General features: G+C 64.7%; 11 protein-coding genes. 4 read left to right on the plus strand and 7 right to left on the minus strand.

Annotated features, from left to right (window positions below; translation table 11 throughout):
- Positions 1 to 107: 107 nt before the first annotated feature.
- Positions 108 to 1,184 (minus strand): alkene reductase, encoded by a 1,077-nt coding sequence (locus QNN98_RS08535; RefSeq protein ID WP_227911578.1) that lies wholly within the window; start codon positions 1,182 to 1,184, stop codon positions 108 to 110.
- Positions 1,185 to 1,350: 166 nt separating this feature from the next.
- Between QNN98_RS08535 and QNN98_RS08540 the strand changes: the two genes are divergently transcribed.
- A complete protein-coding gene (locus tag QNN98_RS08540) occupies positions 1,351 to 1,929 on the plus strand; it encodes a dihydrofolate reductase family protein (protein WP_283996825.1) in 579 nt (192 codons plus the stop codon).
- On the opposite strand, the gene QNN98_RS08545 is transcribed toward QNN98_RS08540, so the two are convergent.
- The gene (locus QNN98_RS08545; protein WP_227926341.1) at positions 1,926 to 2,414 is read right to left on the minus strand and encodes a hotdog fold thioesterase; all 489 of its coding nucleotides are present in this window, start codon (positions 2,412 to 2,414) and stop codon (positions 1,926 to 1,928) included. The genes QNN98_RS08540 and QNN98_RS08545 overlap by 4 nt on opposite strands.
- Positions 2,415 to 2,433: 19 nt before the next feature.
- Between QNN98_RS08545 and polA the strand changes: the two genes are divergently transcribed.
- The 3 genes from polA (at position 2,434) to rpsA (ending at position 8,385) form a co-directional block, all read left to right on the plus strand.
- The gene (polA, locus tag QNN98_RS08550) at positions 2,434 to 5,244 is read left to right on the plus strand and encodes a DNA polymerase I (RefSeq protein ID WP_502864660.1); all 2,811 of its coding nucleotides are present in this window, start codon (positions 2,434 to 2,436) and stop codon (positions 5,242 to 5,244) included.
- A gap of 35 nt (positions 5,245 to 5,279) precedes the next feature.
- Positions 5,280 to 6,635: a GNAT family N-acetyltransferase gene (locus tag QNN98_RS08555; protein WP_283996827.1), complete on the plus strand. Its 1,356-nt coding sequence runs from the start codon at positions 5,280 to 5,282 to the stop codon at positions 6,633 to 6,635.
- A gap of 277 nt (positions 6,636 to 6,912) precedes the next feature.
- Positions 6,913 to 8,385, plus strand: coding sequence for a 30S ribosomal protein S1 (gene rpsA / locus QNN98_RS08560; RefSeq protein WP_227911299.1), 1,473 nt, complete (start codon positions 6,913 to 6,915; stop codon positions 8,383 to 8,385).
- 99 nt (positions 8,386 to 8,484) lie between these two features.
- Here the strand turns inward: rpsA and QNN98_RS08565 are convergent, their stop codons facing one another.
- Genes QNN98_RS08565 through QNN98_RS08585 form a run of 5 tightly spaced genes read right to left on the minus strand, consistent with a single transcriptional unit; the run spans position 8,485 to position 14,284 of the window.
- A complete protein-coding gene (locus QNN98_RS08565) occupies positions 8,485 to 9,504 on the minus strand; it encodes a LacI family DNA-binding transcriptional regulator (RefSeq protein ID WP_502864662.1) in 1,020 nt (339 codons plus the stop codon).
- Between the two features lie 56 nt (positions 9,505 to 9,560).
- Complete coding sequence (locus QNN98_RS08570) at positions 9,561 to 10,997, minus strand: GH1 family beta-glucosidase (protein WP_283996828.1); 1,437 nt, start codon at positions 10,995 to 10,997, stop codon at positions 9,561 to 9,563.
- Positions 10,997 to 11,905: a carbohydrate ABC transporter permease gene (locus QNN98_RS08575; protein ID WP_283996829.1), complete on the minus strand. Its 909-nt coding sequence runs from the start codon at positions 11,903 to 11,905 to the stop codon at positions 10,997 to 10,999. Before QNN98_RS08575 ends, QNN98_RS08570 begins: the two co-directional genes overlap by 1 nt.
- Positions 11,902 to 12,903, minus strand: coding sequence for a carbohydrate ABC transporter permease (locus QNN98_RS08580; RefSeq protein WP_227911302.1), 1,002 nt, complete (start codon positions 12,901 to 12,903; stop codon positions 11,902 to 11,904). The genes QNN98_RS08575 and QNN98_RS08580 overlap by 4 nt, the downstream gene beginning before the upstream one ends.
- Positions 12,904 to 12,961: 58 nt before the next feature.
- Positions 12,962 to 14,284, minus strand: a complete 1,323-nt coding sequence (locus QNN98_RS08585; RefSeq protein WP_283996830.1) for an ABC transporter substrate-binding protein — start codon at positions 14,282 to 14,284, stop codon at positions 12,962 to 12,964.
- Positions 14,285 to 14,426 lie beyond the last annotated feature (142 nt).

Raw genomic sequence — 14,426 nt, forward strand, 5'->3', positions numbered from 1 at the left:
AACACAAACCACCGAACCACCCCCCGCGGCGGGTGTTTTTTGTTGATCCTGCCGGCCTTCTGCGTTGCCGGGCCCGGTTTGGGTCCCGAAACGTCAGTTCTGCGACGTCAGTTCTGCGACGCGGCGTCGCCCCCGGAGTAGAAGGGGTAGTCGGTGTAGCCCTCCGGGCCGAACGAGTAGAACGTCGTGGCGTCAGGGGTGTTCAGGGGCAGCCCCTCCTGCCAGCGGCGCACCAGGTCGGGATTGGCGATGGCCGGGCGGCCGACCACGACGGCGTCTGCGAGTCCGTCGGCAACCATGGCGATCGCTTCGTCACGGGTGGTGATGACGCCGAAGCCGGAGTTGAGGAACACCGGCCCGCCGAAGCGTGCACGAAGGGCCTGCACCAGCTCTCCGGCAGGGTCACGGTGCAGGATGCTGAGGTAGGCAAGGCCCAGCGGTGCAATGGCGTCCAGCAGGGCGCCGTGGGTGGCCAGCACGTCCGCCGGATCTGTCTCGAGCGCCCCCTGGACATTGTGTTCGGGGGACAGGCGCAGGCCCACGCGGTCTGCCCCGATTTCGGCGGCCACGGCGGAAACCGTCTCGATGACAAACCGTGCCCGGTTCTCCGGGCTGCCGCCGTAACCGTCGGTGCGCTGGTTGGAGGCGGGGGAGAGGAACTCGTGCAGCAGGTAGCCGTTGGCCCCGTGCAGTTCGACTCCGTCAAAGCCCGCGTCAACTGCCGCACGCGAAGCGCGTACGAAGCCGGCGGTCACTTCCGCCAACTCTTCGGTTTCCAGTGCCCGCGGCACCTCGTACTGCTGCTTGCCGTCATAAGTGTGGGACAGTCCGTCCACCGCGATGGCGCTGGGGGCAACCAGTTCCAGCCCGCCGGTGGTGTTGGTGTGGCTTACGCGGCCGGCGTGCATGACCTGCGCAACGATCCGCCCGCCGGCGTCGTGCACCGCGTCGGTGACCTTCCGCCAGCCGTCCAACTGCTCCGGGTCCACCAGCCCCGGCTGGCCCGGGAAACCCTGGCCTTCACGGCTGGGGTAGGTGCCTTCGCTGACAATCAGGCCCAGTGAGGCGCGCTGCCGGTAATGCTCAACCATCATGGGTCCGGGGATACCGTCCCGGCCGGCGCGCTGGCGGGTCAGCGGTGCCATCACCAGGCGGTTGGACAGCTCCAGGCTGCCGGCAGTCATCGGGGAAAACAGGTTCAAAACGCAACTCTTCCTATAGTGCGCCGCTGCGCACGCCTCTTGGGGTGGCAGCGGCAATTCCAATCCATAGGCGGCAACCCCGAAGCGGGCGCCCGTATTCCGCAGGGCTGTCTTCCGCCGCGCATCCCGGCCTGGTTAGCATTGCCAGATGGTCCGGACCGTGTACTACGCCTCGGCCTCACTCGACGGCTTTGACGCCGCCGGACACAACCCGGCGGGGTTCAACTCCGCCGATTACCTGGCCGCAGGCTTCGACCCCTTTTCCCCGCATCCGACGGAAGCCGCCGGAACCGAAGTGCCATCCGCCGCGGGAGCCGTGGTGATGGGCGCAGGCACCTACGCGCGGCTGCTGCGCCAGGTCCAGGAACACGGGCCTGCGGCATGGGACTGCCCGCAGGCGCCGGTGTGGGTCTATACCCACCATGAGTTTCCCGGCATAAACGGCGCTGACGTGATGTTCGTGCGCGGCCCCGTCAGTGAGTTCGCCGCAGACATTGCCGATTCCGCGAACGACGCCGACGTGTGGCTGCGCGGAACAATCCTTGCCGCCCAGTACCTCCGGGAAGGCCTGTTGGACGAGCTGCACCTGACACTGCACCCGCTGCTGCTGGGCTCAGGGCAGGCGCTGCTGCCGGCCGCGGCGAATCAGCAGGTCCGCCTGCTCCGGTCAGAGCCTTCCGCGGACGGCAGCATGCGCCTGCACTACTCGTTCCTGCCGGGTGCCTAGCGGGTCTCGCGGATCATGTTGGTGATCCGGGCGGTGGACAGGCGCCGGCCCTGCTCATCCGTCATCACTACTTCATGCGTGGTGAGGGTATTGCCCAGGTGCAGCGCGGTGGCCGTACCGGTGACCAGCCCCGAGGAGACGGACCGGTGATGCGTGGCCCCTATTTCAATACCCACCGCGTGCCGGCCCGGGCCTGCGTGCATTCCGGCACCAAAGGAACCAAGGGTCTCAGCGAGGACCAGGTGCGCTCCGCCGTGCAGGATTCCGGCCACCTGTTCGTTGCCTTCCACCGGCATGGTGGCGACCAGGCGGTCCGGCGCCATTTCCAGGAACCGGATGCCCATCTTCACCACGAGCCGTCCGACACCGTGCGCGGCAAGCCAGTCGTGCAGCTCCTCCGGGACACCTGCGTCCAGGAGTTCCTGCCGGTGCGGGTTCGTGTGTGCCGCGGGGCCCCCCGGGCCCGGCGTGAAAATCTCGCTCATGGCAACTAGGCTTGCATTTGTGAGTGAATCTACCAAACTGGCCGGCACCCCCCTTAGCAACAGCGACACCGAAAACAGCGGCACCGATGATAGCAGCACCGAAAGCAACGGCACGGACGCCGGCACTGCAGCGGTTCAGCTCGGGAACGTGAATGCCGGGGGACACAACCGGTTGCTGGTGATTGACGGTCACTCCATGGCTTTCCGGGCCTTCTACGCCCTCCCGGCCGAGAACTTCTCCACTGACACGGGCCAGCACACCAACGCGGTGTACGGATTCACGTCCATGTTGATCAACCTGATCAAAGAAGAGAAGCCCACCCACGTAGCGGTGGCCTTTGACCTGGACACGCCGACGTTCCGCTCGGAGGAGTACACCGAGTACAAGGGCGGCCGGAACAAGACGCCCGAGGAGTTCCACGGGCAGATTGACCTGATTATCAAGGTCATGGAGGCCATGTGCATTCCTACCCTTTCCATGGACGGCTACGAAGCGGACGACGTCCTGGCAACCCTCGCCACCAAGGCGTCGGCGCAGGACTGGGACGTGATGGTGGTCTCCGGTGACCGCGATGCCTTCCAGCTGGTGGATGACCATGTCACCGTGTTCTACCCCAAGAAGGGTGTATCCGATCTGCCCCGGATGGATGCCGCGGCGGTCGAAGCGAAGTACCTGGTGCCGCCGGACAAGTACTCCGACCTTGCCGCGCTGGTGGGCGAGACCGCGGACAACCTGCCGGGCGTTCCCGGTGTGGGACCCAAAACGGCGGCGAAGTGGATTAAGCTCTACGGCGGCCTCGAGGGGATCCTCGAGAATCTGGACGCCATCAAGGGCAAGGTTGGCGATTCCCTGCGCGAGAACATCGAAGACGTTAAGCGGAACCGGCGCCTGAACCGGCTGCTGCGGGACCTGGACCTGCCCGTGGAGCTCGACGCGATGGCGGCCCGGCGCCCGGACCGGGAGGCCATCGAGGAACTCTTCGACGCCCTGCAGTTCAACGCGCTGCGCAAGCGGCTCTTCGACGTTTACGGGGAAGAGGAGGGCGAGGCCAGCACCCATGCCGATGTGGCTGCCCCCGAACACAGTGTCCTGACGGACGCCGGTGCCCTGCAGGACTGGCTGCGGGCCACCAACCAGGCCCGCACCGCCGTGCAGCTTGTGACCGAAGGAGCGGCCGCGTCCCGCGACGTCGTCGGCATCGCCCTGGTGACCGACGCCTCCGCGGCCTATGTGCCGCTGACCGGGCTCGACGCCGAGGCCGAGCAGGTGCTCGCAGCATGGCTGGCGAACCTGGATGCTCCCAAGGTGGTGCACGATTTCAAGGAGGCCTACAAGTCCCTGGCCGCCCGCGGGCTGCACCTGGCCGGGGAAGTGGATGACACCGCCATTTCCGGCTACCTGATCCAGCCGGACCGCCGCAGCTACGAACTGGCGGACCTGGCCCAGTACCACCTGAAAATGAATATTGTTCCGGCGGCAGCAGCGAGCAACCAGTTGGAACTGTCCCTGGGCGATGAAGATGCAGCCACCCCTGCCGTATCCAAGGCCTTCGCGGCACTGCGCCTGAGCGAGCACTTCGCCGGCCAGCTCGTGGAGCGCGGAGCCAACCAGCTGCTGGGCGGACTGGAGCTGCCGCTGTCCGAGGTGCTGGCGGAAATGGAACTGGCCGGTATTGCCGTGTCCTCCGAGAAGCTGGACCGGCTGCTGGATGATTTCAGCGCCACCATCACGCACGCCAGCGACGAGGCCTTCCGGATCATCGGCAAGGAAATCAACCTCGGTTCGCCCAAGCAGCTGCAGGCGGTCCTCTTTGATGAACTCGGCCTGCCGAAGACCAAGAAGATCAAGACCGGCTACTCCACCGACGCAGACGCGCTGACGGACCTGATCGTCAAGACCGGGCACCCGTTCCTTGAACAGCTGCTGGCCTTCCGGGACGCGTCCAAGCTGCGCTCCACCGTGGAGGGACTGCGCAAAGCCGTTGCCGACGACGGCCGCATCCACACCACGTACGCCCAGACGGTGGCGGCCACCGGACGCCTGTCCTCGGTGAACCCGAACCTGCAGAACATTCCGATCCGCTCGGAGGAGGGCCGCCGCATCCGCGAGGTGTTCGTGGTGGGCAACGGCTACGACGAACTGCTTACCGCCGACTACTCGCAGATCGAAATGCGGATCATGGCCCACCTTTCCGGTGACGAAGGGCTGATTTCCGCCTTCCGTGCCGGCGAGGACCTGCACCGCTTTGTAGGCTCGCATGTGTTCAACGTGGCCCCCGAAGAAGTAACCAGCGCCATGCGTTCCAAGGTCAAGGCCATGTCTTACGGCCTGGTCTACGGCCTGAGCTCCTTCGGCCTGTCCAAGCAGCTGGCCATCCCCGTCGATGAAGCCCGGACCCTGATCCGGGACTACTTCGAACGCTTCGGCGCCGTGCGCGACTACCTGCGCGGCGTCGTCGAGCAGGCCCGCAAGGACGGCTTCACCTCCACCATCGAGGGGCGCCGACGCTACCTGCCGGACCTTTCCAGCGACAACCGGCAGCTGCGCGAAATGGCTGAGCGTGCCGCGCTGAACGCCCCCATCCAGGGGTCCGCGGCGGACATCATCAAGAAGGCCATGCTGGGCGTGGATGCAGAGCTGAAGGCACAGGGACTCAAATCCCGGATGCTGCTGCAGGTCCATGATGAACTGGTCCTCGAAGTCGCTCCCGGCGAGCGGGACACGGTGGAAAAGCTGGTCCGCGCGCAGATGGGCGCGGCGGCGGACCTGTCTGTGCCGCTGGATGTCTCGGTTGGTCAGGGCGTCAGCTGGCACGAAGCCGGCCACTGAGTACGCGGCGCCGCCGCTTCAACACAGGGGGAAGCATGGGAACGGACAACGGCACGAACAACGGCACGAACAACGGCGCGGTCAACGGCACGGTCGGGCTGCGGTTCGCTTCGTTCCCGGCAGGTTACGACGCCGCGGACCATCGCAAGGCCGATGAGCGGACGGTTCGGTGGTTCGACGCCGTTAACCTTGGCTTCCACGAGGACCGCAGCATCCCGGAACGCTTCCCGGCCCAGGTGGACGGTTACCTGCGGGACGGGCGGATCCTGACCGCGGTATACGACGACGATATGCCGGAGTATGCCTGGGATCCGGCGGTGCCAGTGGCCACCTACGGCACCATGGTCAACGACCTGAACGTAGGCGGACGGGAGCTGCTTCCCGCTCATTTGGTTACGGCGGTCACCGTGCGTCCCACGCACCGGCGCCGCGGGATCCTGCGGCAGATGATTACCTCGGACCTTGCGCGGGCCAAAGCGGCCGGCTTGGCGCTGGCGGCCCTCACGGCGTCGGAGGCAACCATCTATGGACGGTTCGGGTTCGGCGCCGCCACTTCCACCGCCCGAGTAGAGCTGGACACCAGGGGTGGCCTGGAGTTCAGTGCGCCGCCGAGGGGCAGCATTGCCGTTGCCGACCCTGACAAGATCCTGGCGTTGGCGCCGGAACTTTTCCGGGCCCATCTGGAGCGTACCTTCGGTGCCCTGGGCCGGCAGCATGCGTACGCCATGCGTGCGGCCGGGAAATGGAACGGGGAAAACACGGAACCGGACCGGGCGGTGCGGAGTGTCCTGCGCTTCAACGCAGAGGGGGTCCCGGACGGCTACGCGGCCTACAAGTCGCTGGGCTGGCGAAACGAACCGCACACCATGAAGGTCATCGACCTGGTGGCGTCCAGTGACGAGGCGTACCGCGAACTGTGGCGTTACCTGGGGTCCATCGACCTGGTGGACCGGTTGACGTATGCCGAAGCTCCGGTGGAGGATCCGCTGCCCTGGATGCTCGCGGATCGGCGCCGCTACACCGTAAAGAACATCGAGGACGTCCTGTGGCTGCGGATCCTGGACGCTCCGGCCGCCCTGGCCGCGCGCGGCTATTTCGGCGACGGCGCGGTGGTGCTCCACGTCACGGATCCGATGGGCCTGGCGGACGGGACCTTCCTGCTGAAGGTGCGTGACGGCGTCGGGACATGCGCTCCGGCCGAACCGGGAGAGGACGCCGGCACGCTGCGGGCGGAACTGACGGTTGCGGCCCTGGGCTCGCTCTACCTGGGGGCGGTGAGTGCCCGGACCTTGGCAGCCGCCGGGGGAGTGCGGGCTCAGGATGATGCGCTGTCCCTTCTGGACTCACTGTTCACGGCAGGACCGGCGCCCTACTGCAGCACGCATTTCTAGGCCCCCGGGTCCCCGCGCGCCGGATCCGGGTGTTTTTCTCCAGGTCACCGGGCAATCCCCTTTGACCTGCGTTGGCGGGTCCGGCTAGACTGATCGGGCGCGTAATAGCGCGAGTTATTACCCATCCTGTCCATCTCCGGGCAAACAAGCTGTTCGTCGCAGGCATTTACGTGCCTTCGTCTTTCACTTGGGCCAGTATCTGCCTGCGGGTTACCCCGCCGGTTAGTGGAAACCAGTCCGGAATACAAAACAACTTCCACATCGGAGTCCCAACTACATGACCATCACCACCAACGAGAAGTCCGGTACCCCGCAGGTCGCCATCAACGACATCGGTACTGCCGAGGACTTCCTCGCCGCGATTGACGCAACGATCAAGTACTTCAACGACGGCGATCTCGTCGAAGGTACCGTTGTCAAGGTTGACCGCGACGAGGTCCTGCTCGACATCGGTTACAAGACCGAGGGTGTCATTCCTTCCCGCGAGCTTTCCATCAAGCACGACGTTGATCCCGGAGACGTTGTCTCCGTTGGCGATCAGGTCGAAGCCCTGGTGCTCACCAAGGAAGACAAAGAAGGCCGTCTGATCCTGTCCAAGAAGCGCGCACAGTACGAGCGCGCCTGGGGCGACATCGAGAAGGTCAAGGAAGAAGACGGCGTCGTTACCGGTACCGTCATCGAGGTTGTCAAGGGTGGTCTTATCCTCGACATCGGGCTGCGCGGCTTCCTGCCGGCATCCCTCGTGGAGATGCGTCGTGTCCGCGACCTGGCTCCGTACATCGGCCAGCAGATCGAAGCCAAGATCATCGAGCTGGACAAGAACCGCAACAACGTTGTTCTGTCCCGCCGCGCATGGCTCGAGCAGACCCAGTCCGAGGTTCGCTCCACGTTCCTCAACAAGCTGGAAAAGGGCCAGGTTCGTCCGGGCGTTGTTTCCTCCATCGTCAACTTCGGTGCATTCGTGGACCTGGGCGGCGTCGACGGCCTGGTTCACGTCTCCGAGCTGTCCTGGAAGCACATCGACCACCCCTCCGAGGTTGTCGAAGTTGGCCAGGAAGTCACCGTTGAGGTTCTGGAAGTTGACCTCGACCGCGAGCGTGTCTCCCTGTCGCTGAAGGCTACGCAGGAAGATCCGTGGCAGACCTTCGCCCGCACCCACGCCCTCGGCCAGGTTGTTCCGGGTAAGGTCACCAAGCTGGTTCCGTTCGGTGCGTTCGTCCGCGTCGAAGACGGCATCGAAGGCCTGGTCCACATCTCCGAGCTGGCAGTGCGCCACGTGGAGCTCGCCGAGCAGGTTGTCTCCGTTGGTGACGAACTGTTCGTCAAGGTCATCGACATCGACCTTGAGCGCCGCCGCATCTCGCTGTCCCTCAAGCAGGCCAACGAGGGCGTCGACCCCGAGGGCACCGAGTTCGATCCGGCTCTGTACGGTATGGCTGCAGAGTACGACGAAGCCGGCAACTACAAGTACCCGGAGGGCTTCGACCCCGAGTCCAACGAATGGCTCGAAGGCTACGAGACCCAGCGTGCCGCTTGGGAGCAGCAGTACGCTGACGCCCAGGCCCGTTGGGAAGCCCACAAGAAGCAGGTCGCCCAGCACAACTCCGAGGACATCGCTGCTGCATCGGAATCCCACGATTCCGGCACCACCAGCTACTCCTCCGAACCGGCCGTTGCCGAGACGGGTGCCGGCACGCTGGCTTCCGACGAAGCCCTGGCTGCACTGCGCGAGAAGCTCACGGGCAACTAATTCCGGCCAGGCCGCTTCGGTGAGCCGGATGCAGTAAACCAAAAGCGGGCCCCCACGAAAGTGGGGGCCCGCTTTTGTGTGGATGCCGTTCCAGTGGCGCTAGGCGGATTCCCGGACCACAAGGGACGTGGGCAGCCGCGTGACGCGTTCCGCCGGACGCCCTTCGATCAGGTCCACCAGGATCTCCGCCATCTTCTCGCCCAGCAGCGAGATCGGGTGGTGGATGGTGGTCAGCGCCGGGGCCACGCTGGTGGCGTAGTAGTCATCATCAAATCCGACGACGGCGACGTCGTCGGGGATCCGCAGCCCGCGTTCCTTGAGCACCGTGTAAGCACCGGCTGCCATCTGGTCATTGGCGGCGAAAACGCCGTCCAGCGGCTGCCCGCGGTCCAGCAGCCGGCGCATGGCGGCGGCCCCCGAGGCCACGGTAAAGTCACCGGCTTCCACCAGGAGGTCGCTGAGGCCGGCACGCTGCACGGCAGTACGCCAGCCCGCCAGCCGGTCCACGCCCGGATGCATGTCCTGCGGGCCGGCAATGGTTGCAATACTGCGCCTGCCGGCACTAATCAGCCGCTTGGTGGCTGTAGCCGCCCCTTCCTCGTTGTCCACCTCGACGAAGTAGGCCTCGGCGGAGTCCAGCAGGGGACGGCCCGCGAAGACCAGCGGCAGGGAGCCGTTCAAATGCGTCCAGGAATGATCCCCGGTGTGGTGTGACACCACCAGGACCCCGTCCACGTTTCCGCCCAGCAGGTACCGCCGGGTTTTCTCCGGATTGGACTCAGAGGACGTCACCATGTTGAGCATGTACTCGGTGGTGTTCAGGTAACGTGCAACGCCTTCCACCACGGCCGCGAAGAAGGGATCCGCGAAGACCTTGGAGGTGGACTCCGGGACCAGCAGGGTCACAGTGTAGGTGCGTCGGCTGGCGAGGGTCCTGGCAGCACGGTTCGGCACATAGTTCAGGACCTTCACTGCCTGCTCCACCGACGTGACGAGGTGCGGGTCAACGGAGGATGAACCGTTGACCACGCGTGACACTGTGGCACGGGAGACTCCGGCCAGGGCCGCGACCATTTCGAGGGTCGGGGCGGAACGGACCTGGCCGGACTCAGCTTTCACTTATATCTCCCTGCGCCTTGGGCCGGGGTGCCCGGCTGATGCCAGCTTACGGGACCTCACACGGCTGTCGCTGCCCCTGCGGCGCTCCGGGTCCCGGCGATGAGGCCGCGGTAGGCATGTCCGCTGTCCTTCACCGTCCGCTCCTGCGTGTCGTAATCCACGCGGACAATGCCGAAGCGTTTGCTGTAGCCCCAGGACCACTCGAAATTATCCAGCAGGGACCATACAAAGTAGCCGCGCACATCGGCACCGGCGGAGATGGCCTCTCCCACGGCGCGGATGTGGTCGAGGATGAAGCGCGTGCGCTCAGCATCCGGGACACTGCCGTCTTCGGCAACCTCGTCCTCGTACGCGGCACCGTTCTCGGTGATGTACAACGGGGGCAGGTCCGGGTACTCCTCGCCCAGCCGAAGGAGCAGCTTGCGCAGCCCGTCCGGGTTCACCTCCCAGTCCATCCCCGTGCGCGGCAGGCCGCGGCTGGGGAAGGTGATGTGTTCGGCCCCAACCCACGGAGACGCCGTCGGCCGTCCTGCACCCCCGCCGTGCCCGTCGGATCCGCTGGTATCGGGGTGTCCGCTGATTTGGTCATCGTGGTAGTGGTTCACGCCCAGGAAGTCGATGCGGGCGCCAATGGTTTCCATGTCGCCGGGCTGGATGACCTCTTGGAGGCCATAAGGCGCCAGGTCGCGGAGGGAATCCTCCGGATATGCTCCGCGCAGGATCGGATCTAGGAAAATCCGGTTCTGCAGGGAGTCGAACTGGCGCGCCGCCTCGAGGTCTATGGGGTCCGCCGGGTCACGGGGGATGGAGTTGCTCAGGTTCAGCGTGATGCCGATCTGCTCCGCGCCCAGGCGGCGGAGTTCGTTCACCGCCATGCCGTGAGCCAGGTGCTGGTGGTGGACGGCGGCAACCGCTGCACGCGGCTCCTGCCGGCCGGGAGCGTGCGCCCCGGACCCGTAACCGAGCAGCGACGAGCAGAACGGTTCATTAAACGTTGTCCAGTGCTCCACCCGGTCGCCCAGCGCGGAGTAGACATCCTGTGCATACTCCACGAACCGGTATGCGGTGTCGCGATTGGTCCACCCGCCGGCCTCCTCCAGGGCCTGGGGGAGGTCCCAGTGGTAGAGGGTGAGCCAAGGAAGGATCCCGGCTTCCAAGAGTTCGTCCACCAGACGAGAGTAGAAATCCAGTCCCTTGCGGTTGAGGTCCCGGCCGCCCGGCCGAACCCTCGCCCAGCTGGTGGAAAACCGGTAGGAGTCCAGTCCCAAGTCCTTCATCAGGGCCACGTCCTGCGGCATCCGGTGGTAGTGGTCCACGGCAACTGCCGGGGTGTCTCCGTTGCGTACGTTGCCGGGTACTGCGGCAAAGGCGTCCCAAATGGAGTCTTCCTTGCCGTCCTCCCGCGCTGCGCCTTCAACCTGTGCGGCCGCGGTGGCGGATCCCCAGATGAAGCCGGCCGGGAAGTTGTTCCATTCCGGGGTGTTGTTAGTCATTAACCCTTCACTGCTCCCTGCATAATTCCGGATATAAGTTGTTTGCCTGCCAGCACAAAGAGGATGAGCAGGGGGATGGTGGACAGCACCGCGCCGCTGAGGACTACCGAGTAGTCCACGTACCGTGAGGACTGCAGCTGGCTGAGCGCGGTTTGGAGCGTGGGATTGCTTGCATCCAGGACCAGCAGCGGCCACAGGAAGTCGGTCCACGCGGACATAAACGTAAAAAGGCTGAGGATTGCCATGGCCGGACGGGCCGCGGGCAGCGCGACGTGCCAGAACGTCCTGATCATATTGGCCCCGTCCATACGGGCGGATTCGATGAGTTCGTCGGGAATGACGTCCACGAGATATTGGCGCATAAAGAATACGCCGAAGGCCGTGACCAGCGTCGGCACGATTACGGCGCCGATTTCACCGGTCCAGCCCAACTCCCGCATCACCATGAACAACGGGATGATGCCAAGCTGGGTGGGAATGGCCATGGTGGCCACAACCGCCACCATCAGCACACCGTTGCCGCGGAAACGCAGCTTGGCGAACGCGTAGCCCGCCAGCGTGGAGAAGATGACCACGGAAACGGTGATGATGCTGGAAATCAGGATGCTGTTCCACAGTGCCGTCCAAAACGGGATGGTGTCCAGCACCTCGCCCACGTTCGCCCAGAAGTTACCGCCCGGCAGCAACGGCGGGTACGTCAGGCCCAGCGCCTCGTTGGAGCGGCTGCCTACTACTGCAGACCACCACAGGGGATAGGCCGAGCCGACGAAGAAGGCCAGCAGCAGGCCGTACGTCAGGAAACCGGGGCGGAGCCCGTTCCCGAAGATCCTGTTCCGCAGGGCCTGCTTCCTCCTGGGAGGGACGCTTCCGCGCCCCGGGGCGGGGGCTTTGCGTTCAATGACACTCACTTGTTCTTCCCTTTCAGTGCCGCACGACGGCGGGACCGCCGGCTGTCCGAGGAGGCTATGCGCCTGGACAGGGCCAGGTTGACGACTCCGAATACGACAATCAGGAGGAACAGGAGCCAGGCGATGGCCGAGGCCCTTCCGAAGTCCTGGCGCTGGAAAGCCATCTCCCAGAGGTACAGCACAGTTGTCTGGAACTGCCGTTGGGCGCCGCCGGCGTACGTCGGATCCAGCAGGCGCGGCTCCGTGAAGATCTGCAGCCCGCCGATGGTGGAGGTGATCACCACGAAGATCATGGTGGGCCGGATGCTGGGCAGCGTAATGCTGAAGAACCGGCGGACGGCGCCCGCACCGTCCAAGGCTGCGGATTCGTAGATTTCGCGCGGTACCGACTGCATGGCGGCCAGCAGGATCAGCGCGTTGTAGCCGGTCCACCGCCAGTTGACCATGCTCGCCACCGCGACGTGGCTGGGGAAGGTTTCCGTGCGCCACTGGATCGGATCGATCCCGAAGTTGCCCAGGATGCTGTTGATCAGTCCGTGTTCTTCGCCGAACATGTTCGTGAAGATCAGCGCAACGGCCACGGGGGTCACAACGTACGGCACCAGCACACTCATCCGCCAGAAGGTCTTGGCGCGGATGTTCTGATCCAGTACGGCTGCAATCAGCAGTGCCCCGGCAAGCTGGGGGATGGCGGAGAGAAGGAAGATGCTCAGCGTATTGAAGAGCGAGTTCCAGAAGAAACGGTCACCCAGGACGTCGGCAAAGTTTCCCAAACCGACGAAGTCGCCCTGGCCCTTCAGCAGGTGCCAGTCGTAGAGGGACACAAAAAACGTGTAGATGAGCGGGAACAGGCCCACCAGTGCGAAGAGCAGGAAGAAGGGGGAAATGTACAGGTAGGGGGAAACTTTGAAGTCCCACACATTGAGACGCTGCCGGAAGGACAGTTCGGGCTTGGGTGCCGGCGCTGCCGGCGCGGGTGGCTTTACGGTTACGGTCATGTTGATTCTCACAGTCCATGCGGGGGCCTCCGGTTTCCCGGAGGCCCCGACGGGTGTGCTAGTCCTTGACGACCAGCTCGTTCAGTAGCTTGACTGCTTCATTCCAGGAGCCTTCGCCGTCCAGGCTGCCCGAATCGAGCTGGGTCAGTGCGGCACCGAACACCTTCTCCTGGATGACGGAGTCATCCGGGCCCTTGAACTGGGCCTTTACGCCTTCTGCACGCGAGGCCAGGATGGCTCCGGTCGGCGCGTTGTTGAAGACGGTATTGGGTTTGGCTTCCTCGGCAAGCTGCTTCTGTGCTTCAAGGGTGCTGGGGAAGTTGTTTGCCGCTGCGGACTGCTTGACCTGCTGTTCCGGGGCGGTGAGCCAGGCAGCCAGGGCTGCTGCTTCTTCCTTGTGCTCGGAGGTTTCGGGAACGGAGAGGAATGCACCGCCCCAGTTCGAGGCGCCGCCGGGGAAGACATCAGCAAAGTCCCAGCCGGAGTTCTCGCTGCCGCCTGCAGATTCCAGCTGTTCCTGGATGGTGCCGAGCATCCATCCCGGGCAGACGAAGGTGGCGAAGGAACCGTCGGTGAAAGCCCGGCCCGTGCCCCAGTCCCACTTCTTTTCATTGGCGGAGAGACCGGCTTCGGTTCCCGCTGCCAGCTGCATGAACTGTTCCTTCATGGCCGCGTTGTCCTCGATGTTCAGCTCGCCGTCAGCCGTGTAGTAGCCCTCTTCCATCTGGTTCACCATCGAGTTCCAGACGAAGCCGGACTGGTCGTACCAGGCCTTGCCGGTCTTCTCGTGGTACTGGTTGCCCAGTTCGAAGTAACGGTCCCAAGTGGCGTCGTCGCCGCCGAACAGTTCGGCAACAGCTTCCCGGTCGCTGGGCAGGCCGGCGGCTTCGAAGAGCTTGCCGTTGTAGCACAGCCCCTGCGGACCGATATCCGTGCCGTAGCCGATAACGCGGCCGTCAGCATCGGTGCCCTGCTCGAACTTCCAGTCGACCCAGTTGTCCTTGATGTCCTCGGCACCGTACTCGTTCAGGTCCACGAACTGGTCCGAGACTTCCATGACGGCTCCGAGCCAGCCTTCCTCGATGGCCACCACATCGCTGACACCGGAACCGGCAGCGAGTTTCGTGAAGAGGTCGGTCTGGGCGTTGGCGCCGCGGTCAATGTTGTTGTGGGTGATCTTGATGCCCGGGTTGGCCTCTTCGTACTCCGCGTAGAGGTCGTCGTAGCCGAAGGTGCCGAAAGTGGTGACGGACAGTTCGATGGGGTCCTCGGCGGTCCCTGCCTGGCTGTCCTTGTCGCCGCCGCCGCAGCCTGCGGCAAGCAGGGCCAGGACGGCGGCGCCTGCCACTGCTCCTGCCCGGTGTTTAAAGTTCTTCTTCACGGTCACTCCTTTGTGTGTGGGTCTAGCCGGTAAATAAGTGGACCGTGCCGTGAGCTGAGCCGGGGCTGATCCGCTGAGATGGGACTGGTTGTGGATTTCGAGAGCTGCCCGGCGCGAACGTGCCTGTGAGAGAGCGCTCTCT

Source organism: Arthrobacter sp. zg-Y1143 (assembly GCF_030125565.1).
In the GTDB taxonomy this organism is placed as follows: Bacteria; Actinomycetota; Actinomycetes; order Actinomycetales; family Micrococcaceae; genus Arthrobacter_B.

Excerpts from the sequence above, each read along its gene's own strand:
- QNN98_RS08580 (WP_227911302.1), bottom strand. The coding sequence starts at position 12,903 with ATGACCGTAACCGTAAAGCCACCCGCGCCGGCAGCGCCGGCACCCAAG.
- QNN98_RS08545 (WP_227926341.1), bottom strand. The coding sequence starts at position 2,414 with ATGAGCGAGATTTTCACGCCGGGCCCGGGGGGCCCCGCGGCACACACG.
- rpsA (WP_227911299.1), top strand. The coding sequence starts at position 6,913 with ATGACCATCACCACCAACGAGAAGTCCGGTACCCCGCAGGTCGCCATC.
- QNN98_RS08570 (WP_283996828.1), bottom strand. The coding sequence starts at position 10,997 with ATGACTAACAACACCCCGGAATGGAACAACTTCCCGGCCGGCTTCATC.
- QNN98_RS08555 (WP_283996827.1), top strand. The coding sequence starts at position 5,280 with ATGGGAACGGACAACGGCACGAACAACGGCACGAACAACGGCGCGGTC.
- QNN98_RS08535 (WP_227911578.1), bottom strand. The coding sequence starts at position 1,184 with ATGACTGCCGGCAGCCTGGAGCTGTCCAACCGCCTGGTGATGGCACCG.
- QNN98_RS08540 (WP_283996825.1), top strand. The coding sequence starts at position 1,351 with ATGGTCCGGACCGTGTACTACGCCTCGGCCTCACTCGACGGCTTTGAC.